Annotated in this window: 20 protein-coding genes and 1 pseudogene; 14 read left to right on the plus strand and 7 right to left on the minus strand. The window is 71.0% G+C overall.

The window, feature by feature from the left end; translation table 11 throughout:
- The first annotated feature begins 65 nt into the window (after window positions 1–65).
- The 4 genes from ACZ5XZ_RS17905 (at window position 66) to ACZ5XZ_RS17920 (ending at window position 5,400) form a co-directional block, all read left to right on the plus strand.
- The gene (locus tag ACZ5XZ_RS17905; protein ID WP_468978937.1) at window positions 66–1,553 is read left to right on the plus strand and encodes an NCS2 family permease; all 1,488 of its coding nucleotides are present in this window, start codon (window positions 66–68) and stop codon (window positions 1,551–1,553) included.
- A 40-nt stretch (window positions 1,554–1,593) separates the two neighbouring features.
- On the plus strand, window positions 1,594–2,787 hold the full coding sequence (locus ACZ5XZ_RS17910) for an XdhC family protein (protein ID WP_468978939.1): 1,194 nt from the start codon (window positions 1,594–1,596) through the stop codon (window positions 2,785–2,787).
- A gap of 144 nt (window positions 2,788–2,931) precedes the next feature.
- On the plus strand, window positions 2,932–4,128 hold the full coding sequence (locus ACZ5XZ_RS17915) for a winged helix DNA-binding domain-containing protein (protein ID WP_468978942.1): 1,197 nt from the start codon (window positions 2,932–2,934) through the stop codon (window positions 4,126–4,128).
- 15 nt (window positions 4,129–4,143) lie between these two features.
- Entirely contained in the window at window positions 4,144–5,400 is a 1,257-nt protein-coding gene (locus ACZ5XZ_RS17920) for a GNAT family N-acetyltransferase (RefSeq protein ID WP_468979059.1), read from the plus strand.
- Between the two features lie 27 nt (window positions 5,401–5,427).
- On the opposite strand, the gene ACZ5XZ_RS17925 is transcribed toward ACZ5XZ_RS17920, so the two are convergent.
- Entirely contained in the window at window positions 5,428–5,976 is a 549-nt protein-coding gene (locus ACZ5XZ_RS17925; RefSeq protein WP_468978945.1) for a GNAT family N-acetyltransferase, read from the minus strand.
- Window positions 5,977–6,055: 79 nt separating this feature from the next.
- Here ACZ5XZ_RS17925 and ACZ5XZ_RS17930 point away from each other — a divergent pair, with 79 nt between their 5' ends.
- The 3 genes from ACZ5XZ_RS17930 to ACZ5XZ_RS17940 all read left to right on the plus strand — a co-directional run bounded on the left by ACZ5XZ_RS17930 (window position 6,056) and on the right by ACZ5XZ_RS17940 (window position 9,130).
- Entirely contained in the window at window positions 6,056–6,979 is a 924-nt protein-coding gene (locus tag ACZ5XZ_RS17930; RefSeq protein ID WP_468978947.1) for a LysR family transcriptional regulator, read from the plus strand.
- A gap of 255 nt (window positions 6,980–7,234) precedes the next feature.
- Window positions 7,235–7,417: a 4-oxalocrotonate tautomerase DmpI gene (dmpI, locus tag ACZ5XZ_RS17935; RefSeq protein ID WP_093486277.1), complete on the plus strand. Its 183-nt coding sequence runs from the start codon at window positions 7,235–7,237 to the stop codon at window positions 7,415–7,417.
- Window positions 7,418–7,588: 171 nt separating this feature from the next.
- The gene (locus tag ACZ5XZ_RS17940; protein WP_468978951.1) at window positions 7,589–9,130 is read left to right on the plus strand and encodes an AMP-binding protein; all 1,542 of its coding nucleotides are present in this window, start codon (window positions 7,589–7,591) and stop codon (window positions 9,128–9,130) included.
- 104 nt (window positions 9,131–9,234) lie between these two features.
- Here the strand turns inward: ACZ5XZ_RS17940 and ACZ5XZ_RS17945 are convergent, their stop codons facing one another.
- Window positions 9,235–10,773: an FG-GAP-like repeat-containing protein gene (locus ACZ5XZ_RS17945; RefSeq protein WP_468978954.1), complete on the minus strand. Its 1,539-nt coding sequence runs from the start codon at window positions 10,771–10,773 to the stop codon at window positions 9,235–9,237.
- A gap of 413 nt (window positions 10,774–11,186) precedes the next feature.
- Window positions 11,187–11,696: a hypothetical protein gene (locus tag ACZ5XZ_RS17950; protein WP_468978957.1), complete on the minus strand. Its 510-nt coding sequence runs from the start codon at window positions 11,694–11,696 to the stop codon at window positions 11,187–11,189.
- 379 nt (window positions 11,697–12,075) lie between these two features.
- Between ACZ5XZ_RS17950 and ACZ5XZ_RS17955 the strand changes: the two genes are divergently transcribed.
- The 6 genes from ACZ5XZ_RS17955 to ACZ5XZ_RS17980 all read left to right on the plus strand — a co-directional run bounded on the left by ACZ5XZ_RS17955 (window position 12,076) and on the right by ACZ5XZ_RS17980 (window position 20,871).
- A complete protein-coding gene (locus ACZ5XZ_RS17955) occupies window positions 12,076–15,462 on the plus strand; it encodes a hypothetical protein (RefSeq protein ID WP_468978959.1) in 3,387 nt (1,128 codons plus the stop codon).
- 32 nt (window positions 15,463–15,494) lie between these two features.
- The gene (locus tag ACZ5XZ_RS17960) at window positions 15,495–15,944 is read left to right on the plus strand and encodes a hypothetical protein (RefSeq protein ID WP_468978961.1); all 450 of its coding nucleotides are present in this window, start codon (window positions 15,495–15,497) and stop codon (window positions 15,942–15,944) included.
- Between the two features lie 163 nt (window positions 15,945–16,107).
- Window positions 16,108–17,493: an ATP-binding protein gene (locus ACZ5XZ_RS17965; RefSeq protein WP_468978963.1), complete on the plus strand. Its 1,386-nt coding sequence runs from the start codon at window positions 16,108–16,110 to the stop codon at window positions 17,491–17,493.
- Window positions 17,490–18,617 (plus strand): tetratricopeptide repeat protein, encoded by a 1,128-nt coding sequence (locus ACZ5XZ_RS17970; protein WP_468978965.1) that lies wholly within the window; start codon window positions 17,490–17,492, stop codon window positions 18,615–18,617. Before ACZ5XZ_RS17965 ends, ACZ5XZ_RS17970 begins: the two co-directional genes overlap by 4 nt.
- 398 nt (window positions 18,618–19,015) lie before the next feature.
- Window positions 19,016–19,234, plus strand: a complete 219-nt coding sequence (locus ACZ5XZ_RS17975; RefSeq protein WP_468979061.1) for a hypothetical protein — start codon at window positions 19,016–19,018, stop codon at window positions 19,232–19,234.
- On the plus strand, window positions 19,231–20,871 hold the full coding sequence (locus tag ACZ5XZ_RS17980) for an AMP-binding protein (RefSeq protein ID WP_468978966.1): 1,641 nt from the start codon (window positions 19,231–19,233) through the stop codon (window positions 20,869–20,871). The genes ACZ5XZ_RS17975 and ACZ5XZ_RS17980 overlap by 4 nt, the downstream gene beginning before the upstream one ends.
- Before the next feature lie 190 nt (window positions 20,872–21,061).
- On the opposite strand, the pseudogene ACZ5XZ_RS17985 reads toward ACZ5XZ_RS17980, so the two are convergent.
- Window positions 21,062–21,140 (minus strand): annotated as a pseudogene (locus ACZ5XZ_RS17985) (NUDIX hydrolase); the annotation flags it as partial.
- A gap of 161 nt (window positions 21,141–21,301) precedes the next feature.
- Here ACZ5XZ_RS17985 and ACZ5XZ_RS17990 point away from each other — a divergent pair.
- Window positions 21,302–22,342 (plus strand): hypothetical protein, encoded by a 1,041-nt coding sequence (locus tag ACZ5XZ_RS17990; RefSeq protein WP_468978968.1) that lies wholly within the window; start codon window positions 21,302–21,304, stop codon window positions 22,340–22,342.
- Between the two features lie 46 nt (window positions 22,343–22,388).
- On the opposite strand, the gene ACZ5XZ_RS17995 is transcribed toward ACZ5XZ_RS17990, so the two are convergent.
- The 3 genes from ACZ5XZ_RS17995 to ACZ5XZ_RS18005 form a co-directional block, all read right to left on the minus strand.
- Complete coding sequence (locus ACZ5XZ_RS17995) at window positions 22,389–22,769, minus strand: MmcQ/YjbR family DNA-binding protein (protein ID WP_468978970.1); 381 nt, start codon at window positions 22,767–22,769, stop codon at window positions 22,389–22,391.
- A gap of 97 nt (window positions 22,770–22,866) precedes the next feature.
- A complete protein-coding gene (locus tag ACZ5XZ_RS18000; protein WP_468978971.1) occupies window positions 22,867–23,382 on the minus strand; it encodes a GNAT family N-acetyltransferase in 516 nt (171 codons plus the stop codon).
- Between the two features lie 115 nt (window positions 23,383–23,497).
- The gene (locus tag ACZ5XZ_RS18005) at window positions 23,498–24,247 is read right to left on the minus strand and encodes a hypothetical protein (protein ID WP_468978974.1); all 750 of its coding nucleotides are present in this window, start codon (window positions 24,245–24,247) and stop codon (window positions 23,498–23,500) included.
- Window positions 24,248–24,278: the final 31 nt, after the last annotated feature.

A 24,278-nucleotide genomic window follows, 5' to 3' on the forward strand; every position in this document is an offset into this window, starting at 1 on the left:
AAGATCCATCCCAAATCTCGCATCCCCCTCGCGAGTGCCCCTGTGAACCTTGGGAGTTAGGCACCATGACCCAGCAGTCCACTGAGCCGAGGACCACGGCGGAAGAGGCGGGCGACGGCTCGCGTCAGCCCGCCGGCCGGTCCTGGCTCGACCGGTACTTCCACATCTCCGACAGAGGATCCACCGTCGGCCGCGAGGTGCGTGGCGGCGTCACCACCTTCATGGCGATGGCGTACATCGTCCTCCTGAACCCGGTCATCCTGACCACGACCAAGGACATCACCGGCGCCACGCTCAGCGCCGCCCAGGTGACCACGGCGACCGCCCTCGCCGCCGCCGTCACCACGATCGTCATGGGCTTCCTGGGCAATGTGCCCCTGGCGCTGGCCGCCGGCCTGAGCGTCTCCGCGGTGATGTCGTTCCAGGTCGCCCCGCAGATGACCTGGGACAACGCCTGGGCGATGTGCATCATCTACGGCGGCGTGATCGTACTGCTGGTCGTCACCGGCCTGCGTGAGCTGATCATGAACGCCATCCCCTTGCCGCTCAAGCACGCGATCACCATGGGCATCGGCCTGTTCGTCTGCCTGATCGGCCTGGTCCAGGCGGGCTTCGTCACCTCCATGCCCGGCCCGGGCGGCCTCGCCGGCGCCAAGCCGATCCAGCTCGGCACCGCCGACATGCTCACCGGCTGGCCCGTCCTGTGCTTCGCCTTCACCGTGCTGCTGATCTTCCTGCTGCAGGTCCGCAAGGTCCCCGGCGCGATACTCATCGGCATCGTCGGCGGTACGGTCTTCGCCGCGCTCGTCCACCAGTTCGCCGGGCTGACGGTCAAGGACTGGGGCGGCCGCAACGCCCCGGTGATCTCCGGTTCCGTCGTCTCCACCCCCGACTTCGGACTGCTGGGCCATGTCTCCTTCAGCGGGCTGGGCGACGTCGGCGGGATCACCATCGGCGTCATCGTCTTCACCCTCGTCCTGGCCGGCTTCTTCGACGCCATGGGCACGATCATCGGCATCGGTCAGCAGGCCAACCTCGCCGACAAGGACGGCAAGATGCCGGGCCTGAACAAGGCCCTGGCCATCGACGGCGCCGGCGGCATGGTCGGCGGTCTGACCGGCGCCTCGGGCCAGACCGTGTTCGTCGAGTCCACCGCGGGTGTCGGCGACGGCGCACGCACCGGCTTCGCCAGCGTCATCACCGGTCTGGGCTTCGCGCTGTGCCTGTTCTTCACCCCACTGGCGCAGGTCATCCCCACTCAGGTGGCGGCCGCCGCACTGGTGGTGATCGGCTCGATGATGCTGACCAACGCCAAGCACATCAACTGGGACGACCCGGCGACCTCCATCCCGGTGTTCCTGACGACGGTCCTGATGCCGTTCACGTACTCCATCACCGCGGGCATCGCGGCCGGCGTCATCGCACACGTCGCGATCAAGGCCGTACAGGGCAAGTGGCGCGAGCCCGGCTGGCTGATGTGGGTGCTCTCCCTGGTGTTCCTGGCCTACTTCTCGCTCAACCCGATCGAGAGCTGGCTGGGCGTGCACCACTGACCCGCCCCTCCACTCATCCGCAATCCGTAAGGAGACCGACATGCTGGACATCGCCGAAGAGCTGCACCGGTGGGTCGAGCAGGGCCGCGAGTTCGCGGTGGCCACCGTGGTGGCCACCAACGGCAGCGCACCCCGCCAGCCCGGAGCCGCCCTCGCCGTCGACGCCGACGGTACGGCGATCGGGTCGGTCTCCGGAGGATGCGTGGAGGGCGCGGTCTACGAACTGTGCCAGGAGGCGCTGCGCACCGGTGAGCCGGTCGTGGAGCGCTTCGGGTACAGCGACGAGGACGCCTTCGCCGTCGGCCTGACCTGCGGCGGCATCATCGACATCCTCGTCCAGCCGGTACGGACGAGCGTCCCGCGCCCCGCAGGCGACAGCGGCGGCGCGGGGAAGTCGGCGGAGCGCACCGCCGACCCGCTCGCCGCCGCGCTGACCGCTGCCGCATCGGGCGAGGCCTCGGCGCTCGCCCGGGTCGTCCAGGGCCCCGCCGAGCTCCTCGGCAAAGCCCTGCTCGTCCGCCCCGACGGCAGCCACACCGGCACCCTCGGCGGCCACCCGGGGCTCGACCACACCGTGGTCGAGGAGACCCGCGCCCTGCTCGACGCCGGGCGCACCACCACCCTGGAGATCGGCGCGGAGGGCTCGCGGTGCGGCAGCCCCGTCGTCCTCCTCGTCGAATCCTCCGTGCCCGCGCCCCGCATGATCGTCTTCGGCGCCATCGACTTCGCCTCCGCGCTGGTCAAGGTCGGCAAGTTCCTCAACTACCACGTCACGGTCTGCGACGCCCGGCCCGTGTTCGCCACCCGGACCCGCTTCCCCGACGCCGACGAGATCGTCGTCGACTGGCCGCACCGCTATCTGGACTCGCAGGAACTCGACTCCCGCACCGTGCTGTGCGTGCTCACCCACGACGCCAAGTTCGACGTCCCGCTGCTGGAGCGCGCCCTCAGACTCCCGGTCGCCTACGTCGGCGCCATGGGCTCGCGCCGCACCCACCTGGACCGTCAGCAGCGGCTGCGCGACGTCGGCCTGACCGAGCTGGAGGTCAACCGCCTGCGCTCGCCCATAGGCCTCGACCTCGGCGCGCGCACCCCCGAGGAGACCGCCCTGTCCATCGCCGCCGAGATCGTCGCCAACCGCCGCGGCGGCACCGGTGCTCCGCTGACCGGTGCCCACACGCCCATCCACCACGACACGGCCCGGCCGGTGGGGCGGATCGGGTCGGTGGCCTGAGGGCCATACCGGGGATCTCCACCGCCCCGGACCATCGGAGGGCGTCGCCGCGGGCGGCGCCCTCCGTCGCTGTGAGGGCGGCGGGGGATACCGGCCCCCCTTTGCGGACCGAACCCGTCCGCAAGGGCCGCTACCGTCGTCGCCATGACGCAGCGCCCCACCTCCCCCCGGCTCACCGCCCGCGCCCTCGGCCGGGCCACCCTGGACCGCCAACTCCTGCTCCGCCGCAGCGAGATGGGGGTACTCGACGCCGTCGAGCGGCTGCTCGGACTCCAGGCCCAGGCACCGCGCCCGCCGTACCACGCGCTCGCCGCCCGGCTGGCCGACTTCCGGCCGCACCAGCTGTCCGACCTCCTGGAGACCCGGCAGGCCGTCCGCATCTCCGCGATGCGCTCCACCATCCACCTGGTCAGCGCCCGCGACGCCCGGCTGCTGCGCCCGCTGCACCAGCCGGTGCACGACCGCGTCCTGCGCGGCAACTTCGCCCGGCAGCTGGCCGGCGTCGACCTGGACCGGCTGGCCGACCTCGCCCGCACGCTCGTCGACCAGCAGCCGCTGACCTTCCAGGAGCTGGGGGAGCGGCTCCAGGAGGAGTGGCCGCGGCACGAGGGCCGGTCGCTGGCCCTCGCCGCCCGCCAGCTGCTCCCCCTGGTCCAGGTCACCCCGCGCGGCCTGTGGGGGCGTGCCGGCCGGGCGGCGCACACCACCCTCGACCACTGGCTGGCCACCGCGCCGGAAGGGGCCCGGCGCCCGGCTCCCGCCGACCCCGATCCGCAACGGGACCTGCCCGCCGTCCTCCTGCGCTACCTCGCCGCATTCGGACCGGCGTCCGTCAAGGACATCCAGACCTGGTGCGGGCTGACCCGGCTCCGCGAGGTGGTCGAGCCGCTGCGGCCGCGGCTGCGCACCTTCCGCGACGAGCACGACGTCGAGCTCTTCGACCTGCCCGACGCGCCACTGCCGGACCCGGACACCGAGGCGCCGGTCCGCTTCCTCCCGGAGTTCGACAACGTCGCGCTCTCGCACGCCGACCGCACCCGCATCCTCGCGCCCCAGTACCAGGGCCGCACCTGGGACCGCAATGTGGCCTACCGCGTCCTCCTCGTCGACGGAACCATCCGCGGGCTGTGGCGGACCGACACGGCGGGCGGCGCCGCGTGGCTGACCATCGAGCCCTTCGACACGCTGACCCGCCCCGAGCGGGCCGCGGTGGAGGACGAGGCGGCCGGCGTACTGCGGATGACGTCCCCGGACGCCACCCACGACATCCGCTACGGCCGGGTCGCCCGGAGCGGGGCGGCGCGGGAAAAAACGGATGAACCTCCCAGCGCGGCGGGTTAGCGTCCCCGGGTGACCATCGACGACCACCCCCACGCCGCCACGGACATCCGGGACCTCCCCGAGTCCGACCTCGGCCAGGCCCTGGACCTGGCCTACCTCGCCTTCCACCTGAAGCCGGCCGACAAGACCCGCCGGCACCACCACGACCTGCTGCGGGCCTGCGCCCGGGTCGGGGCGTACGACGGTGGGCGGCTGGCCGGCCTGGTCGGTGCGCACCGCCTCACCCTCTCCGTCCCCGGCGGTCGACTCCCCTGCGCCGCAGTGGACTTCGTCTCCGTGTCGCCCACGCACCGCCGTCGCGGAGTGCTCACCTCGATGCTGGCCGGGCTCTGGCGCCGCTGCGCCGACGAGGGTCGGCCGATCGCCTGCCTCTGGGCGTCCGAGAGCGCCATCTACGGCCGCTTCGGGTTCGGCGCCGCGACCGAGGCGTACCGCGTCGAGATCGACTCGTCCCGCCCGCTGGCACTGCGCCTGGCCCCTGACTCCCGACCGCTGCGGCTGATCGCCCCGGCCGAGGCGGCCGAGGTGCTCGCGCCGCGCTACGACGCGAGCCTGGCCCACCGCGCGGGCCGGTTCACCCGCGACGAGGCGTGGTGGCGCAATGAGGTGCTGGACCTCGACGGCGCCCGCAGCGCCGAGGATCTGGACGGCTTCGGCGCCCTGCGGGTGGTCGTGCTGGGCGCGCCCGGCGAGGCGCCCGGCGGCTATGCGGTCTACCGCACCCGTGGGCCGGGAGACGGCCGCCCCGGCGCGGTCCGTGTCGACGAGCTGGAAGCGGAGGGCGCACCGGCCGCCGCGGCCCTGTGGTCCTACCTCTGCTCCATCGACCTCACCACGAAGGTCCAGATCGACGCCCGCCCCGCCGACGACCCGCTGCTGTACCTCGTCGCCGACCGCGACCAGGTACGCGTCACCGGCCAGGAACCGTCCCTGTGGGTCCGGTTGGTGGACGTCCGCGCCGCCCTGACCGCCCGCTCCTGGGCGTCCCCCGTCGACCTCGTCATCGACCTCGGCGACGCCGCGCTGCCCGCCAACGCCGGCCGCTTCCGGCTGACCGCGGGGCCCGGCCGGTCCACGACCTGGACCGCCACCACCGACACCCCCGATCTCGCCCTGGACGTAAGGGAGTTGGCCGCCTGCTACCTGGGCGGCAGCCCGCTGCGGCGGTTCGTGCACACCGGTCTGGCCACCGAGCACACCCCGGGCGCGGTCCGCCGACTGGATGCCGCGCTGGAGACCGAGTGGCTGCCGTTCACGGGGGAGAACTACTGATCCGTCGACGCGCCGCGCTGACACCGCCTAGGGCCGCGGGGCCAGTGCCGCCATCACCAGTACGTCGTGCCACTCGCCGTCCCAGTGGAGCGCCTCCCGCATCCGGCCCTCCACCTCGAAGCCGCACTTCTCGTACGCCCGTCGGGCCCGTGCGTTGAAGGCGAAGACCTCCAGCTGGACGCGGTGCAGGCCGACGCGCTCGAAGGCGTAGTCCAGGAGCAGACGGGTCGCCTCGCTGCCGAGGCCGCGGCCGGTGGCCTCCGCGGCGAGGGCGATGCGGAAGCTGCCGTTCGCGTTGTCCCGGTCGATCTGGCTCAGCGCGAGGTCCCCCAGGAACGCACCGGTCTCGCGGTCCTCGATGGCCAGGTCGAGGCGCTCCGCGCGCTCCGCGGCCCCCGCGCACCAGGCCTGGAGCTCCGCCAGGGTCCAGTCGTGGTGCGTGCCGGTCAGCCGGCGGGTCTCGTCGTCCAGGAAGGTGGCGTGGAAGGCGGCCGCATGCCGGGAGGCGAGCGGCGCCAGCCGGATCCGGTCACCTGTGAGGACCGGCTTCTCGGAGAGTGCGCGGGCATCGATCATGGGGGGATGATGCCGAGGCCGCGGGGCGTGCGGCAAGCGAATTGACCGGCTGGGAAGAGCCGGCCGGAAAGGGGAAGGCGTGGAGCTGCGGCAGGTGCGGTACTTCGTCACCGTCGCGCAGGAGCTGCACTTCGGGCGGGCGGCGGAGCGGCTGCACATCGTGCAGTCGGCGGTGAGCCAGCAGATCCGCCGGCTGGAGCGCGAGTTGCAGACCGAGCTGTTCGACCGGTCGTCGCGCCAGGTGCGGCTGACGCCCGTCGGCGAGCGGTTCCTGCCCGAGGCGCGGGCGCTGCTGGCCGCCGAGGAGCGGGCCCGTGCCGTCGTCGCGGAACTGACCGCCGGCCGCGCCCGCACCCTGCGCCTGGGGACGAGCACGGGCCTGGGCGCCCATCTGGACCGGGTGCTCGACACACTGGCCGCTCTCGCCCCGGAGATCGGGGTGGAGCTGGTGTCCGCACGGGTCCAGCAGCGGCTCGACCAGGTGGCCGCCCGCGAGTTGGACGCGGCGTTCCTGCGCGGCGACCCGGACGGCGCCGGCCGCGACGGCCTGAGCTTCGTCCCGCTGTGGCAGGACCCGCTGGTCGCGGTCGTCCCGGCCCGCCATCCTCTCGCCGCCCGGCCCGGCACGATCGCGCTCACCGACCTGGCGGCCGTCCCGCTGGTGCTGACCGAGCGGCGCAACAACCGTGCCCTGGTCGACCTGGTCGTCAACGCCTGCCACGACGTCGGCTTCGCCCCCGTGCCGGGCCCCCGGTACGGCTCCCTGGACGACACCCTCACCGCGATCGGCGCGCCCGGCGGCCCGGAGCACGGCCTGTGGACCGTCGTCTACGCCTCGCACGCCGCCCGGCTGAGCATCCCCAGGGTCGCCTTCCTCCCGTTCCGCAATCCGGGCATGGAGCTCACGACCTACCTAGCGGTACGCCGCACCGATCCGCCCGCCGGGCTCGACCTGCTGCTGCGGGCCTGCGCGGCGACGAGCCGCGGCCAGAGCACCCGCTGAAGGCCGGATCGGCCGGGGCCGGACGGCCGCGGGGCACGCCCTGAGCCGTTCAGACCCGCAGAACCCACCCCGACCGCTCGACCTCGACCGCTCGACCTCGACCGCTCGACCTCGACCGCTCGACCTCGACCGCTCGATCTCGATCGGTGATCGCTGTGTGCGCGATCCGCTTCTTGGTCGCGCGCCGCGTTCGCGATGGACTGAGCGCATGCCGGTCAAGCACCGGAAAGCCTTACTCGAAAAGGGAGTTCAGCCATGCCGATCGTCACCGTCCAGCAGGGTCCGCGCAGCGTCGAGCTGAAGCGGGAGCTGGTCAGGCAGATCACCGACGCGTTCGTGGACGCGTACAAGATTCCCGCCGAGACCGTTCAGGTCTGGATCCAGGAGGTGCCCACCGACAGCTGGGGCGCGGCGGGCACGCTGACCGCCGACAAGTAGGACGACGCGGCGGGGCCGGCCCGGAGGAGGGCCGCCCCACCGCTCGCGGGGCGGTGCCCGCACGCTCTCCGACCGCCGCCGACGCGGAAGCTGCCGAATTCGCTGCTGGCGGATGCGGCAAGTGGCAGACTCCCCCTTCCAGACGTGGTGGTTCCTGGTACAGGAGAGAGCATGCGGACACCGATGACGATCGCGGACTTCCTCGACCGGGCCGAACTGGGCTTCCGCGACAGTCCGGGGGTGGTCGACGAGCCGGATCAGCCCGCGCCGCCGGTGCCCGTGTCGACGTATGGGCGGTTCGGTGAACGAGTCCGTGCCTGGCAGGCCGGTCTGGATGCGCTCGGGATCGCCGAGGGCGAGCGAGTGGCGGTGGTCGGCCACAACTCCGCGCGCCTGCTGGAGCTGCTGTTCGCGGTACCCATGAGCGGCCGCATCTGTGTGCCGGTGAACTTCCGCCTCAAGCCCGACGAAGTCGAGTACGTGGTCCGGCAGAGCGGCTCCTCGGTCCTCCTCGTCGACCCGGAGCTGGACGACGCCCTCTCCGGCGTCAAGGCGCGCCACCGCTTCGTCCTGGGCGAGCAGACCGACACCGAGCTGATGCGGTTCGGTGTCGAGCCGCGTCCCTGGTCCCACCCGGACGAGGACGCCACCGCGACCATCAACTACACCTCGGGCACGACCGCCCGGCCCAAGGGCGTGCAGCTGACCCACCGCAACATCTGGGTCAACGGTCTGACCTTCGGCCTGCACACGCGGGCATGGGAGCGCGATGTGTACATGCACACGCTGCCGATGTTCCACTGCAACGGCTGGGGGATGCCGTACGTCATGGCGGGCCTGGGCGCGAAGCAGGTGGCGCTGCGCAAGGTGGACGGCAGGGAGATCCTGCGGCGGGTCGACGAGCACGGCGTCACCCTCATGTGCGGCGCGCCGGCCGTGTGGAACATGGTGCTCGACGCGGCGGCGACATGGGAGGGCGAGATCCCGGGCCGCGACCGTGTGCGGATCGTCTGCGCGGGCGCTCCGCCACCGACCAGGACGATCCAGCGTGTGCAGGAGGAACTGGGCTGGGAGTTCACACAGCTCTACGGCCTCACCGAGACCTCTCCCTTCCTCACCTTCAACCGCACCCGGCCCGCCGACGTGGACCTTCCCGCCGAGGAACGGGCGCGCAAGCTGTCCCGAGCGGGACTGCCCGGGCTCGGGGTGAAGCTCAAGGTCTCCGCGTCCGGTGAGGTCCTGGCCCGCTCGAACACGGTGCTCGACGGGTACTGGGAAAAGCCGGAGGAGACCGAGGACGCTCTCGAGGACGGCTGGTTCCACACCGGCGACGGCGGCTACCTCGACGAGACCGACGGCCACCTCACGATCTCGGACCGGAAGAAGGACGTGATCATCACCGGTGGTGAGAACGTGTCGTCCATCGAGGTGGAAGACGTGATCTTCAGCCACCCGGCGGTCGCCGAGGTCGCCGTCATCGGCGTGCCGCACGAGAAGTGGGGCGAGACCATCAAGGCTCTCGTGGTCCTCGTAGAGGGCGCGACGGTTCAGGAGCCCGACATCATCGCCCACTGCAAGCAGCACCTGGCCGGCTACAAGGCCCCCACGTCGGTCGAGTTCCGCGACACGATCCCGCGCACCGCCACCGGCAAGATCCAGAAGTTCAAACTCCGCCAGCCGTACTGGGCCGACCTCGACCGGGGAGTCAACTGACGGGCCTGCTCCTTACGTCACGCCTCCCTTGCCTCCCCATGTATGCCCGGGCCCGGCATCACTGCCGGGCCCGAGCGGAGGGCTTCGGCGGGCCGGAGGGTGGTTCAGGCGAACTGCAGCATGGTCTTCCAGGTGCTGCCGCCGTAGGGGATGGTGGTGGCGCTGTTGACCCGGCCCTTTCCGTCGCCCTTGTAGAGGTGCAGGGTGCCGTCGGTCCAGATGGCCATGAGGTCGGCGATGCCGTCGCCGGTGTAGTCACCGGCGGTCAGCTGGCGGACCGTGCCCCAGGTGTTGCCGCCGACCGGTACGGGAGCCTGCTTGCCGACTTGGCCGGTGCCGTCACCGGGGTAGTAGTGCAGGGTGCCGTCGGTCCAGACCGCCATGAGGTCGGCGATGCCGTCGCCGTTGAAGTCACCGCCCGGCAGCAGCTTCACCGTGCCCCAGGTGTTGCCGCCGGTGTTCACCTTGACCTGTGGTGCGAGCTGCCCGTCGCCCCTGCCCTCGTACAGGTGCAGGGTGCCGTCGGTCCACACCGCCATGAGGTCGGCGATGCCGTCGCCGTCGTAGTCGCCGGCCGTCAGCTGCTTCACCGTGCCCCAGGTGTTGCCGCCCTCGGTGACGATCGCCTCCGTGGCGAACTTGCCCTTGCCGTCCCCCTTGTAGAGGTGGAGGCTCCCGTCGTTCCAGATCGCCATGAGGTCGGCGATGCCGTCGTTGGTGAAGTCGCCCTTGGCGAGCTGCTTCATGGTCTTCCAGCTGGTTCCGCCGGGCTGGGCGATGTTCTGGCCGCTCAGTCCCTTGGTGGCGTCACCTGGATACAGGTGCAGGGCGCCGTCGTTCCAGAGGGCGGCGAGGTCGGCGATGCCGTCCCCGGTGACGTCGTCCTGGACGCGGAAGGCGGTCTGGCGGATCCAGCCCGCAAGGTCGTCGACGCGCACGTCGACCGCGCCCCTACGGGTTTCCTTCGGATCCATTCCCGAGCAGCCGCCTTGCCAGGACCGGCTGTTGACGGCGACGAGTTCCAGGGTGCCGTCGTTCGTGCGGAGGGCGGGGCCGCCGGCGTCGCCCTGGCAGATCACGGCCTGGTCGGAGCCGTCGAGGTCGACGTCCCCTCCGGCTACGGAGGAGACGGTGAAGGTTGCGGAGTGCAGCTTGTCGGGGACCCATTCGGTCCTGGTGCGGCCGAAACCCGTCACTGTCAGCTGCTCGCCCGCGGTCGGGCCGCTGGTGGCGAGCTTTGCCGGTGTGATCCCCAGGGCGCGGCGGGCGAGCTTGACCATCACGACGTCGCGGTCGGCGTGCGGTACGAGTTCGACCGCGTCCACGACCTTCCCCTCGGACTGGGTGAGGTCGGTACGGCCCACCGTGACGGTGGTCTTGAGCGCGGGCTTGCCCGCTCGGGCAGGCTCGCCGCCGTCGGCGAAGCAACGTGCGGAGGCGAGAACCCACTGCGGGTCCACCAGGACTCCCGAACAGGCCTGCTGCTCGGCGACATTGATCTTCGCGGTGAACGCGTATGCAGCGTTCTGGACTTCGGCGCCCGAGAGGGCGGTGGCCGGCGATGCGGTGACCAGGCCGGTCGCCGCCGTTGCAGCGGCCAGAAGACCTGCAGTCCACGCGGTGCGTGAGCTCTTTCCAGACATGATGGTCCTTGAAAGTTGTGAAGCGTGTGGGAAGGGCCGCTGGGTCCCGGGGGTGTGCCAGGCCGCGTCGGTCAGTGATGGGGAAGGCGCGAACGCGCCAGGAGCTGCGGAGCACAGTCCGGCAATCGGCGGCTTTGGCGAACCGGGAAATGTGCGGGCGGCTTGAGCCCATGCCCGGGTGCCGAGCCTGTCGACGAAACGGAGCAGTCGAGGAGGCGCCGATATCGTGACGTAGGCGCCGGGTCGGTACCGAAGCGGCCGGCCCAGTCGGAGCGAGAGATCAGCGACGCGAACTGGGCGATCCCCCCGGTGGTGCGGAAGTGCGGTGCGTCGACCTCGCGTGCAGCGCAGGTGACTGCAATCGCAATGTGCTGCTCCACCCGGGCATTGCGTGCGCGTAGTTCGGTATGCGCTTACTTGCTGGTGCGGATCTCGACCAGGACGTGTTCACGACCCTGCGGATCGTCGGCCTCGCCGACCGGCTTCCACTCGCCCTTGGAGACCTCCACCTCTTGCGCCTTTGCCTTCGGCGCGGTGAGGGTGACGTCGGCGGCGTGATCTGCCGAGCCCTTGATGACGAACACCGAGGGGACCTCCAGGGTGAGATAGCCAGAGGTGCCGGTGGTTCGGAAGCAGATCTTGTCGTTCTTGCGCGACCAGACTTCCAGCAGCCCGGTGGCAGAGGAGCAGTCGGCGAGGGTGATGTGGCCGTCGCCGCGTTTCAGGATGATCCCCTTCTCTTCCTTGATCTTGTCGGCGCCCGGGTAGCCGAAGTGCTCGACCACATAGCCGGGCTGACCGTCGGCCACCGACACCGGTGCGTCGGAGTCGCCGGCATGGGAGGAGGACGTGGTGGCGACCACCGCGGCAACGCAAGCGGCGACAGCCGCACCAGTGGCGATGATCCGCCGTGAGAGCTTCATACAAGGTTCCTCGTGCGAAAGGTGAGTTGAGCCGTGCCGCGGGCCCTGCCCGAGATGCGCAGTTCTTGGCATGCAATGCGCCGTTTGGTCACGGAGGGGCCAAATTCAAACAGGTAGGCCCACTTGATGCCACCTTGAGAACTGAAAATTAACCGCTAAAACGGGACAAAAGTGCTTTGTGTTCTTTCTCATCCTTTTACAGGGATCTTCCATTGGTAAAGGTGCTCTTCACGTGCATATGGTCACGAGGCGCACCTGTCGTGTCCTGTCGAACTTGCACCCCGGTTCCGGGACATGACGGCGATTGGCACAACGCTCTGCCCTGGGGGATGCCGCCACAGGTGCGCCACCCGCCAGGCACCGATCCCGAAGGACCACTGTGGACAGCACCTTTTGGAGCAGGCGGCGTGTTCTGGGCGCCCTGGCGGCCACCACCACGGCCGTCGCCGCCTCAAGCCTCGTCTTGAACCCCGTAGCCGCCCGAGCTGACACCCCGCCGGCCAACGGTGAGGACGGTGACCCCTTCAACCTGCCCGACACGGACCGGGCGAAGGCTGTCAAGGCGTGGCTGCTGGGTGGCAAGGCCGCTCGCGCCGCCGCGGAGGCCGCGCTGGTCGGGTCCGATGCCGATGTCCGCACCTTCCTGACCGTCGAACTTCCCAAGGCCACGGTGGAGGACAACCGCGTCGCCGTCGCCACCTCCCTCGCAGGCGGAGGCAAGGGCACCCGGCGCGACGCCTCCCAAGCGCTCGAAGGCGGCGACGCCGCCATAGCCGACTACCTCAAGGGCGGCTTCAAGACGGGCATCATGGAAGACCTGCGAGTGGCCACCGCGACCGTGATGGCGACCGGCGCCAAGGCCGTGCGCCGCGAGGGCAGTGCCGCCCTGGACGCGGGCACCCGGCCCGCGCTGGAGAAATACCTGACCGAAGGCCAGTACACCGCCCGCCTGGAAGACATGCGCTTCGAGGTGTCCAAGATCCTGGTGGAGGCGGGACCGGAGGTGAAGAAGTACGCCTCCCGGGCCCTGGACGGCACCGGCAGCGACGTCGCATGGTTCCTCGACACCGGGCAGCACCTCGCCCGCGCCCGCGATCAGGAAGCAGCGACGATCGGGGAACTCGTCGCGGTCGTCGAACGCGAAGGCAAGCAGGCCGAAGCGAAGACGAAGCTTGCCGAGGAGGCTGCCGCCCGTGCCAAGTCGGCCGCCAAGGAGGCCAAGAAAGCCGCGGAGGAAGCCGCGGCGGAGGCCAAGGCGGCCCAGGACGACGTGAAGAGGTCCGGCAAGGCCGCGCGCAAGGCGGCCGGGGCCGCGCAAGGTGCGGCCGACTCGGCCCGCGTCGCCATCCGCGCCTCCCATGCCGCCGTCCAAGCCTCCCGTCGCGCCGCCTACGCCGCCACCGCCGCCGGCCAGGCGGCAGCCATCGCCGGATCCACCGCCGCCAAGGCATACAGCGCGGCCATCGCTGCCTCCAAGGACGCCTCCCAGGCATCCGCCGCCAAGGATGCCGCCGTCAAGGCCCGCTATGCGGCCGCCAAGGCCCGCAGCGCGGCGAAGGCCGCCGACTACGCCGCCTCGGCCTCGGACCAGGCCGCGAGCGCCGGGTCCGCCGCCGCCTCGGCAGCCCGCAACGCCGCCGCTGCCGCGAACGCCTCCGCCACGGCAGCCTCAGCCGCGGGCAAGTCGCAGGCCCTGGCGGCGGAGGCCAAGCGGCAGGCCCGGATCGCCGGCGCCAACGCCTCGATCGCCACCAACGCCGCCGGCACGGCACAAGCTCTCGCGGGCACGGCAGCCTCGGCCGCCCGCGACGCACGCGACTCCGCAAACAACGCGGCCGAGCACGCGGAGAAGTCTGCGGCGGCCGTCGAGTGGGCTGCCAAGTACGCGGGCAAGGCCGTCGAGTACGCGAAGAAGTCCACCGACTTCGCCAACGCGGCCACCGATGCCGCGAACATCGCCACCGACGCCGTCACCAAGGCGACGAAGGTGGAGAAGCAGGCGCGGGACGCCGAGTGGCAGCGTCTGGACGAGGACAGGAAGCAGGCGATCGAGGAGACCCGCCTGCTCGCACAGCTCGAAGAGCAGGAGAAGGCGGAATTCGCCGGCAGGCGTACGCAGGCCGAGCAGGCGGAGCAGGCCACGAAGGACCTCGTCTCCCAAGCCGAGTCGGCACTGAAGTCCGGCGACGCGGGGCACGCCGCCGCCCTCGGGCGCGAGGCGGCCATTGCCCTGATGAACTCCCATGGCACCTGGTCGCGGGAGGCCGCGCGATTCGCCCTGTCCGGCACGGACGCCGACATCCATGCCTGGATCGACACCGACCGGCAGATCGCGCAGCAGCAGGACGACAGGGAGACCGTCCTCTATCTCGCCCAGATCTCGTCTCCGGACGTCGCCGATGCCGCGACGAAGGCGCTGGAAAGCGACGCTCCAGAAGCCGCGACGACGTTCCTCAAGACCGGTGTCATCGAGGCCGCCGCGATGGACAACCGCGTGGCGATCGCCCGCATCCTGGCCGGCAACCCCGGCCGCGCGGTGAAGAAGGCGGCGAACGATGCTCTGAACGCTGGAACCGCCAAGGCGGTGTACGACTTCCTCAGCGGCACGTTCGAGGTGGCGCAGCGGGAGGACGACGCGGTCGCCACCGCAACCCTCCTCGCCAAGGCGGGCCCCTACACCAAGGCCCATGCCCAGGCCGCGCTGGAAGGCCCGGCATGGATGCGCCGCAACTTCCTCGACTCGGTCCAGTACAAGACCGCGCAGCTCGACCACGACTCTGCCACCCACATCGCCGCCGTTCAGGGCGCGATCGCCGGTGCCGCAAAGGTCGCGCACAAGGCGCAGGAGAATGCCGCCCGTGCGCAGGAGACGGCGGCGAAGGCCCGTGACGCCGCCACTGATGCGCTGAAGTGGGCGGACAAGGCGAAGAATTCGGCCAAGCAGGCCGCCCATTACGCGAGGCAGGCGGATGCCAACGCGGACGCGGCCGAGCAGTCGGCCAAGGACGCACAAGCCTCGGCCGACAAGGCTAAGCAGGCGGCCTCCCACGCCCGCTTGGCCGGACGCTCGGCCAATTACTCCGCCAACCGCGCTGTGGACGCCGCCCGTCGCGCGGTGGCTTCGGCCAATTCGGCCCAGTCCTCGGCCGCTTCCGCCCGAGCTTCCGCCCTCCGGGCCGGCAAGGACGCCAAGACGGCGGCAGCGGCCGCGACCAAGGCGCACCAGATCGTCATGGCCAAGCGAAAGGCCGAAATCGAGGCGGCGGCCAAGAAAGCAGCTCAGGAATCCCACAAGGCCAAGAAGGCCGGAAAGAACCCTGCTGACACCCCGGAGAACGATGAGACCAAGAAACTTCCCTGGTGGAAGCAGACGGCTCGGGATCTGGCAGACGTCACCAATCAGATCAGCATCATCACCGGATTCGTCGCTGCTGGTTCCGGCCTCGTCGCCGGAACGCTCGGCGTGTTTGGTGCCGAGCTTCCCGCAGCGGTCTTCGCGGGCATCGCGAAGTACTCAGGATACGCCTCCCTCGCCGCCAGCGGACTCAACGTCCTGTTCACCGGAATTGGCTACGGAGTGGACAGCCATGAATTCAGGCAATCCATCGGAAGCGCCGCTCTGGGCTTGATCACCTTTGGTCAGTCCAAGTGGATCGGGGCGTTGGCCGACTTCAAGGAAGCCGGAAGGCTCACGAAGATCGGCTCCAAAATAACGGAGTTCGGGCACGATCTCATATCGCCGATCACCGGCTGGCTGGGATCCTGATCCGCTCGGATCAAACGGGTATGCTGTAAAAAATGCTCAAGGGTTTGCGGGGTGCCCGCCGCCAACCCTTGAGCGCGATCGAAAGGACCGGCGTGCTGGCTCGCCTCCCCCTCCCTTACCTGCTGCTCATGGCATCTTTCGCCACTTTCATCTTCTGCTTCGTCGTAGACAGGTACGTAAAGATGCGCAAGGCGACAGTGCTGTGCTTTGTGGTTTCCGTCGGGTGCTGCATCGGCATGATCGCGGTAGGGGGACTCCAGTCCCAGCAGTGGAGCGTCGAGCAGATGCTGGTCCTGTACTCGTTCGCGTGGACGGGGCTCGCGATCGGTCTGCTTCCTTACAGAAAGCCCTATCTCGAATACCGTGACGAACAGCGCAGAGGAATAAGGCGGGAGAGATATGAGTTCCCCAAGTGGTGCCCGATGGTAACGGTTTCTTCGGTCATCGCCGCAGGCCTCTTGGGTGCGATTCTTGTGAGGTGATGGAGCGTCACGCGCTCGGCGAAGTCCGGCGTTCCCTCCGGGAGGCGGGGTGCAGCCTGTCCTCGCCGTGGGCGGGACATGCGACCACCTGTCAGCAGGTTGCGCGCAGAGCACGTCGAGGGTACCCGCAGGTCACTCGCCTCGGTTCCGTAAAGTGTGGGTCATGTCGGCGGAATCCCCCCTTATACAGAGCATGCGTACGGCCGTAGCGGCGGCGCCCGATGACGTGCCACTGCGGCTGCACCTCGCCGAGTTGCTGCTGAGCGCGGGGCACGGTGACGCCGCGGTGGGGGAGGTTTCCGTGGCGTTGCAGCACGCGCCCGGTGATGTCCAGGCACGCGAGCTGATGGTCCGGGCCCTGACAGGTACTTCGGCAACCCCGCCCGGCGAAGCCGCGCCCTCCGCGCCATCACAGGTCCCGGTGCCCGGCGAACCTCCCGCCCACTCCGCCGTGCCGCCGACGGCTCCGGCGCCGCCTCCGGCCTCTGCCGGCGAACGGCCGCAGGGCCCCGCCGCCGGGCACTCTCCGGTGTCCGCCCCTGCCTCGGGGCCGGGCTTCGACTGGATCGCCGCCGAGGATCAGGTCGGCGATGTCGTGCCGCCCCGGTTCGTGGAGGCGCCGCTCACCGTTGACGGGGGTGGCGGTGACCCTGGGGATGCCACCGCCTGGGATGTGGAGCGGCCCGGAGCCGTCCGCCTTGCGGATGTGGGCGGCATGCAGGAGGTCAAGGAGCGGCTGGAGGCTGCCTTTCTGGCGCCGTTGCGCAACCCGGAGCTGCGTCGCCTGTACGGCAAGAGTCTGCGCGGGGGCCTGTTGCTGTACGGGCCGCCCGGCTGCGGCAAGACCTTCATCGCGCGGGCCGTCGCCGGTGAGCTGGGGGCGAACTTCCTGTCCGTGTCGGTCAACGACGTGCTCGACATGTGGATCGGCAACTCCGAGCGGAACATGCACGAGCTCTTCCGGACCGCCCGCCGCCAGGCACCGTGCGTGGTCTTCCTGGACGAGCTGGACGCACTCGGCGGGAAACGCAGCCGTACCCAGAGCAGCGGCATGCGCAACACCGTCAACCAGTTGCTGACCGAGCTGGACGGCGTCGAGGCGGAGGCGAACGAGGGCGTGTTCGTGCTCGCCGCCACCAATGTGCCCTGGGACGTGGACATCGCCCTGCGCCGCCCCGGCCGGCTGGACCGGACCTTGCTGGTGCTGCCGCCCGACGGACCGGCCCGGGAGGCGATTCTCCGTTATCACCTCCGTGAGCGGCCCATCGAGAACGTCGACCTCGGCAAGCTCGTCAAGGCCACCGAGGGCCTGTCCGGTGCCGATCTGGCCCATGTCTGCGAGGCGGCGGCGGAACAGGCGCTGCTGGACTCGGCCCGTACCGGGACCGTACGCCTGATCGGGATGAAGGACCTGCTGGCCGCGGCAGGGCAGATCGCGCCCTCGACGGAGCCGTGGTTCGCGGCCGCCCGCAACGTGGCGATGTACGCGAACGACGGCGGGATGTACGACGACCTGGTGGCCTACCTGAAGAAGAAGCGCAAGCTGTGACCGAACCGAACTCGGCCGTCGAACAGGCCCAGGCCCTCATGGATTTCAAGCGCTACGACCAGGCCCGGGCCCTGCTGTCGCAGCACCTCGCCGAGGACCCCGGCGACCTGGGCGCCTGGATCAAGATCGGCTACTGCCACCTGTACACGGAGCAGCCGGAACAAGCCCTTCACGCGGCCGACGAGGCACTCGAGCTGGCTCCCGAGGAGTTCTTCGCACTGATCCTGCGTGCCAAGGCACTCACCCGCATACCCGACAGGGCATGGCGCGAGGCCGAGCCCGTACTGCGTGAAGCGGTCCGGGCCGACCCGCACCACTGGTACGGCCACGCGATGCTCGCGGACGCCGTATGCCGCATGTCGCTGGTCCGTTACGTCCAGGCGAACGGCTCCCAATTCCCCCCGGCCCACGAGCGCGACCACGTCCTGCGCGAGGCGGCCGACCTGGCCGCGGAGGCGCTGCGGCTCGGTCCCGAGGAGGTCTACGCCCACGAGATCGCCCACCAGATCGCCACCTTCTCGCTCAACACCGTCCTCGCCGACCAGCTCGAGCGCGCCATCCTCCGGCTCGACCCCACCCACGCAGAGGCACTGGCCGCGCAGACCCGGAAGGCTGCCCAGGCCCCGGGCGTCAAGGCCACCCGGGCAGCCGACCTCTACGCCACCGGACTTGCCGCCGTACCGGACTCCACCGAGCTGCAGCGCGGCCTCGACCAGGCCACGTACCGCATGCTGCGCGGGGTGCGGTGGCTCGCCCTGCTCTGCGTCGCCTTCGCCGGGACGGCGATGGACCTGTTCGCCGTCGAGGGCAAGGTGCAGAGGGAGCTGCCGCTGCCACTTGGCCAGCGCCTGTGGTTCCTCGTGGTGGCGACTGCCGTCTGGCTCGTCGGCGCCCTGCTGCGCTACCGGCGACGGCGTGCCGGCGTCCAGCTCAACGTGCAGTCACTGATACGCCGCCGCCGGTGGCCCCGCGTAGTGCTGGCCCAGGCGGCCTGGGCCATGCTGTGCGCCCTTGTGATCGCCGAAGTCCCCTGGACGGACCGCCTGCTGCCGCAGGTGCTGTTCTGGGCAGGGCTCGCGCCGACGTTGGGCACCATGTGGTTCGACCGGAAGAAGACCCGGTGAAGTACTGCCCGAGCCGCGACCGGGTCCGCTGGTCACTTGGCGCCGGCGCGAGGACGGTGCGGGCGCGCGGTTCCGCGGGCGGACGCGCCACGTTCCCCTGCTGACGGACGACGCCTGGGCGATCGGTTGAGCCGATCTTCGCAGGGCGAAAGGGTAGGCGCGCCAGGGACCCTCCGGGCACGCTGGATGCCATGCTGCACAAGGCACGTACGGGTTGCCTCTGGAGTGGTCCCTCCTGTCCGCCCGGCGACCTTCCCTGCGTGTGGTAGCGATGGCTGAAGGCGGGCTTCTGGGAGCGGCTCATGGACACACTGACTGACATGCCGGGGGAGTCGTTCCCGGGCTGTGGGGTGGCGCTCTTGCCCCTTGAGGTTCGCGGGCGGGTCGGCCTCCGGCTCGTGCCGAGCCGAGATACGTCCCCTGAAACCGGTGGTCCGTTCAAGGCGTCCGACTACAAGATCTCCCGAGAAGTCCTGGCCCCCCACAAGCGCATCCGGCGGCCGGAGTTCGCCGAGCTGCCGAAGACCGTCTCCGGCAAGATCCGCCGTAGCGCACCGCGCGAGCGCACCGCGCGGGGCGACGGCGGTGCCGAGTACTTGGAGGAGAACCACCGATGAGCCCGTCGCACCAGGAGCTGTCGTACGCCAGCGGGGCCGCCGAGCGGCCGCTGCTGGGGCACACCATCGGCGCCGACCTGGCCCGCACCATCGCCCGGTTCGGCGACCGTGAGGCGCTGGTGGAGGCGGCGAGCGGCCGCCGCTGGACCTACACCGAACTGGGCCGTGCCGTCGACGAGGTGGCCCTCGGCCTGCTCGCGAAGGGGGTCGGCAAGGGCGACCGGGTCGGCATCTGGGCGCCCAACTGCGCCGAATGGGTCCTCGTCCAGTACGCCACCGCCAAGATCGGTGCGATCCTCGTCAACGTCAACCCCGCTTACCGGGTACATGAGTTGGCCTATGTCCTCCAACAGGCCGGCATCACCGTCCTGGTCTCCGCGATCCACCACAAGACCAGCGACTACCGCCGGATGATCGAGCAGGTGCGCGCCGAGAGCCCGGCGCTGCGCGATGTGGTCTACATCGGCGACCCGACCTGGGGCGGACTGCTGGCCGCCGGCGCGGCCGTCCCGCACGCCCGGCTCGGCGAGTGCGAGCGGGCCCTGACCGCCGACGACCCGGTCAACATCCAGTACACCTCGGGCACCACCGGCTTCCCCAAGGGCGCCACCCTCTCGCACCACAACATCCTCAACAACGGCTACTGGGTCGCCGAGACCCTCGCCTACTCCGAGCACGACCGGGTGTGCCTGCCGGTGCCCTTCTACCACTGCTTCGGCATGGTGATGGGCAACCTCGGCATCACCTCGCACGGCGCCTGCATCGTCATCCCGGCCCCGGCCTTCGACGCCGCCACCACCCTGCAGGCCGTCCAGGACGAGCGCTGCACCGCCCTCTACGGCGTCCCCACGATGTTCATCGCCGAGCTCAACCACCCCGACTTCGGCTCGTACGACCTCTCCTCGCTCCGCACGGGCATCATGGCGGGCTCGCCGTGCCCGGAGGAGGTGATGAAGCGGGTGGTCGCCGAGATGCACATGGCCGAGGTGTCCATCTGCTACGGCATGACCGAGACCTCACCGGTGTCCACCCAGACCCGCCGCGACGACGACCTGGAGCACCGCACCGCCACGGTCGGACGGGTGCTGCCGCACATCGAGGTCAAGGTCGTCGACCCGGGGAGCGGGGTGACCGTGCCCCGTGGCACGCCGGGCGAGCTGTGCACCCGCGGCTACAGCGTGATGCTCGGCTACTGGGAGGATGCCGAGCGCACCGCCGAGGTCATCGACTCCGCGCGCTGGATGCACACCGGCGACCTCGCGGTGATGAACGACGACGGCTACGTCCGGATCGTCGGCCGCATCAAGGACATGATCATCAGGGGCGGCGAGAACGTCTACCCGCGTGAGATCGAGGAGTTCCTCTACTCCCACCCCAAGATCGCCGACGTCCAGGTCGTCGGCGTCCCCGACGGCAAATACGGCGAGGAGATCGCCGCCTGCGTCATCCTCCGCGACCCCGAAGACCCCCTCACCCGAGACGAGTTGGCCCGCTACTGCCGCTCCCGGCTCGCCCACTACAAGGTCCCGCGGTACCTGGAGATCCTCGACGCGTTCCCGATGACCGTCAGCGGCAAGGTGCGCAAGGTCGAGCTGCGCGAGCGGCTGGCCCAGGAGCTGGGGCCGGTACCGCGATGAGGGGCGGGCGGTGCGGTGGGCGGGCTCACCGCACCGCCCTGTTCGGGACGTAGCCCAGATCGACCGGCTCGGGTACCGCGGCCCCGCCGGCCGTGCCGCGCCACGGGGCCGGCAGACCGGGCAGCCGCGGAGCCCAGAGGGCGTACGGGGACGCCGGCCGGGGTTCCCCCTGCGGGAGCGGAGCCGGCAGCGGAGTGCAGGGTGAAGTCGTGCTCCCAGGCGCACAGCAGCGGGCCCGGTTCGAGGTCGCGCCAGCCGGTCTCCTCGCGCCGGGGGAGTTCGCATCGCAGCAGGGTGCGCCGCGCCCGCGGACGACCGGACGGGCAGGCCGCCTCGATCGATTGTCAGACCCACCCGGCAAGATGAAGGGGTGAACGAACAGCGGGGAAGCGCCGCTGGGCACGTACCACGGGGAAGCGGGGACAAGACGATGACCGAGAGTGTGGCGGAGCTGGCGCGGCGGCTCAGGGGCGCGGATGCCGGCGGCTGGACGCCGGAGGGCGCGCGGGCGCTGGTCGCCGGGCTCGGCTGGACCTGGCAGGACTCCGGCGCGGGGCCGGTCATCGGCACGGGGCGCGCCGAGGGCGACGCCCGGCTGCGCCCGGTCGGCTCGATCGAGGAGCGCTACGCCGGCGGGGAGACTTATCTCGAACTCGCCGTGCCGGTGCGGCCCGCGGAGCCGGACGCGGCCGGTCAGGCCGCCGCCTTCCGCGCGGTGCGCGAGGAGCTGACCGCGGTGCTCGGCGAGCCGTCGATCATGGGCGTGCACGGTGACGTCGGTCCGTTCTACGACTCCGGGCCGCTGTGGGGCACCCCGTTCGTGCGCTGGCGCGACCGGCCCGACACCCTCGAACTCCGCGCCGCGAAGACCGGCCCCGAGCTGGTCCTCCAGCCCACCGATCCGGTGGAGAACTGGTTCTGGCGCCAGGGCGTCGGCGAGGAGCACTCCATCACCGGCTTCTTCGGCAGCCGCAACGACGCGTCCAACGCGGGCCTGGGCTTCCCCGGCGGCTGGTATGCCCAGAGCTGGGAGACGGTGACCAGGGCGCTCGGCGACTTCCTGGACACCCTGCCGGCCGAGACGACCGCGCTCGGCACGTCGCTGGCCATGCCGGTCTACGGGCGGTTGGCCGAGGGCGGGGCCCCGATCCTCTTCGACATCACCTGCCAGGAACGGCTCTCGCTGGGCTGCTTCGCGCCGGACGCCGCGGACCCGGCGGCCCTGGGGTGGGGCACCGTCACCGAGTACCCCGGGACGGGGGAGTTGTGGCCCGACGACGATGACCCGCGCTGGCGTATCGACGCCGGCGGCCCCGGTGAGCCCAAGGGCCGGGCGCTGGCCGAGACGCTGGTGGCCACCGCACGTGCCGCGGGGGTGGGCACGCCCGCCGACCTGATAGTCGGTGGCGAGGCCACGTACGTGGACGGATATCACGTCACGTTCTACGGCCTGGGCCTGAAGACCGGATAGCACCGGCTGGAGCCCGCCCGCGGGCTCGGCCGCCCCGGCCCGTCGCTCAGTGCTGCCGCTCTCCAGGCCAGTCGAGCAGCAGCCGCTGCGCGCGGGGGAGCGAGGCCACCACGAGGTCGTAGGAGTCCTCGATCATGTCGAGGATCAACCGGTCGGGAAGGGAGCCCTCCAGGGACACCGTGTTCCAGTGCCGCTTGTTGAGGTGATAGCCCGGCACCACCTCCGGGTGTGCTGCGCGCAGCCGTTCGGCCAGCTCGGGCTCGCACTTGAGGCTCACGGTCAGCGGCAGAGCCGTCAGCGTGGACAGCGCGAAGATCTTGCCGCCGACCTTGAAGGTCGACACGTCCGGATGCCGTGGGAAGGGGAACTCCTCGATCGCGCCGTTGAAGTCCAGACAGGCGGAGCGGAGCGCACGGGCGTTGATCATCCCGCCAATATAGGCGGCACACCCGGCGACCTGACCGGCCGTCACAGCGGTGCTGCTGCCGCACCGGCCGCGACCGACCGACCCGGCCGGCGGCCGGTCAGCTCCCGGAGCCCGGCCGGCCGGGCGCCCGTCGCATGCACACCCGCGGCCAGCGATCCAGGCCGAGTGCCGCCTCCTGAGCGCGAATCGCCCGCAGGCCGGGCGTGAGGTCGGCGTCGGCCATCGTGCGGAAGCCGATGCGCTCGTAGTACGGCGCGTTCCACGGCACCTCGGTGAACGTGGTCAGCGTCAGCGCGCACGGCCCGCCGGCCCGCTCCGCCCGGTCGATGAGCCTGCGGCCGATGCCGCGGCGGGCGTGGTCCGGATGTACCGACACCTGCTCGATATGCGTGGCGCCATCGACCGGCTCCCACAGCAGATAGCCGACGGGCAGAGCGCCCTCGTAGGCGACCAGCACCCGCCCGGCGCGCTGATACTCCGCCAACAGGGCCAACGCAGGCGGCTCGTCGTCCGCGACCGGGGCCATGCCCAGCGCCCGGAACGCCTCCCCGGCGGCGCGTTCGACGGCGCGCAGCACGGTCAGCTCGGCGGGGGCCGGTACGTCGATGTTCACCGGGCCAGTGTCGCCGGTCCCGCCCGCCGCGGCGACCGGATTTCCCGGCCCCGTACGGCGGCGGAGCGACGCGGTTCCGCGGACCTGCGGTGCGACGTGGCTCCGCGGGCGGCCCTCACCGGCCTGCCGCGCCGTACTTGATCAGTTCGTCGGCCGGGTCGTTGACCGGCTGCGGGGTGCCGGTGAGGTCCATGACGAACAGCGGGATGTGCAGATCGTCGGCGCGGGCCCGGGCGTCGCGGGCGTAGCCGGCGAGGGAGAAGAACACCGCGATGGCCGAGTCGTTGAGACCGTTGAGCCAGACGCATTCGATCTCGCGGAGTCTGGTGGAGCGGGTCGAGGGGTCGACCTGGGCGACGACGCCGGTGCCGCGCAGGTCCACGCCGGAGGCGGTGCGCTCCTGGGTACGGGCGACATCGGCGTACCCCAGCCACTTCAGATACTGCTCTGCTGCGGTGACGCAGTCGCGGGCCGTCCGGATCGTGACCGGGCGGAAGGCGGGCCGCAGGACGGCGCGCGGGGTGTCGGTGTCGGTGGCCGAGGCCGGTACGGACGTGGCCGCGGGCCTGCCGGGCGAGGGGAAGTTCGGCGGGGGCGGGGTCGGCGCCGGGACCACCGGGACCCGGACGACCGTGCCGCAGGCGCAGCCGGACTCCGGTGCCGGCCACTCGTCCTGCCGGCCGCAGACCTCGCAGCGCACCTCGACCCAGGAGGACTGCCAGGTGCGGTGGAGTATCTCGACGGGCACGCCGCCGCGCAGCACGGGCATGGTCAGCGGGGCACCGCAGGCACACGGGAAGGTGGGCGGGGTGAACGCGTTCTCGCGGCGGCACGTGGGGCACCGCACCGGCACGCTGTCGGCCATGGTCGCTCCTGGCGGGTTGGGACGGCAGACA

The organism is Streptomyces sp. NPDC033270, assembly GCF_055576575.1.

What these genes read in the sequence shown, in the direction of transcription:
- ACZ5XZ_RS17965 (WP_468978963.1), top strand. Translation starts at nt 16,108, where the DNA reads ATGTCGGCGGAATCCCCCCTTATACAGAGCATGCGTACGGCCGTAGCG.
- ACZ5XZ_RS17950 (WP_468978957.1), bottom strand. Translation starts at nt 11,696, where the DNA reads ATGAAGCTCTCACGGCGGATCATCGCCACTGGTGCGGCTGTCGCCGCT.
- dmpI (WP_093486277.1), top strand. Translation starts at nt 7,235, where the DNA reads ATGCCGATCGTCACCGTCCAGCAGGGTCCGCGCAGCGTCGAGCTGAAG.
- ACZ5XZ_RS17995 (WP_468978970.1), bottom strand. Translation starts at nt 22,769, where the DNA reads ATGATCAACGCCCGTGCGCTCCGCTCCGCCTGTCTGGACTTCAACGGC.
- ACZ5XZ_RS17915 (WP_468978942.1), top strand. Translation starts at nt 2,932, where the DNA reads ATGACGCAGCGCCCCACCTCCCCCCGGCTCACCGCCCGCGCCCTCGGC.
- ACZ5XZ_RS17910 (WP_468978939.1), top strand. Translation starts at nt 1,594, where the DNA reads ATGCTGGACATCGCCGAAGAGCTGCACCGGTGGGTCGAGCAGGGCCGC.
- ACZ5XZ_RS17940 (WP_468978951.1), top strand. Translation starts at nt 7,589, where the DNA reads ATGCGGACACCGATGACGATCGCGGACTTCCTCGACCGGGCCGAACTG.
- ACZ5XZ_RS17905 (WP_468978937.1), top strand. Translation starts at nt 66, where the DNA reads ATGACCCAGCAGTCCACTGAGCCGAGGACCACGGCGGAAGAGGCGGGC.
- ACZ5XZ_RS17960 (WP_468978961.1), top strand. Translation starts at nt 15,495, where the DNA reads ATGCTCAAGGGTTTGCGGGGTGCCCGCCGCCAACCCTTGAGCGCGATC.
- ACZ5XZ_RS17925 (WP_468978945.1), bottom strand. Translation starts at nt 5,976, where the DNA reads ATGATCGATGCCCGCGCACTCTCCGAGAAGCCGGTCCTCACAGGTGAC.
- ACZ5XZ_RS17945 (WP_468978954.1), bottom strand. Translation starts at nt 10,773, where the DNA reads ATGTCTGGAAAGAGCTCACGCACCGCGTGGACTGCAGGTCTTCTGGCC.
- ACZ5XZ_RS17990 (WP_468978968.1), top strand. Translation starts at nt 21,302, where the DNA reads ATGACCGAGAGTGTGGCGGAGCTGGCGCGGCGGCTCAGGGGCGCGGAT.
- ACZ5XZ_RS18005 (WP_468978974.1), bottom strand. Translation starts at nt 24,247, where the DNA reads ATGGCCGACAGCGTGCCGGTGCGGTGCCCCACGTGCCGCCGCGAGAAC.
- ACZ5XZ_RS17980 (WP_468978966.1), top strand. Translation starts at nt 19,231, where the DNA reads ATGAGCCCGTCGCACCAGGAGCTGTCGTACGCCAGCGGGGCCGCCGAG.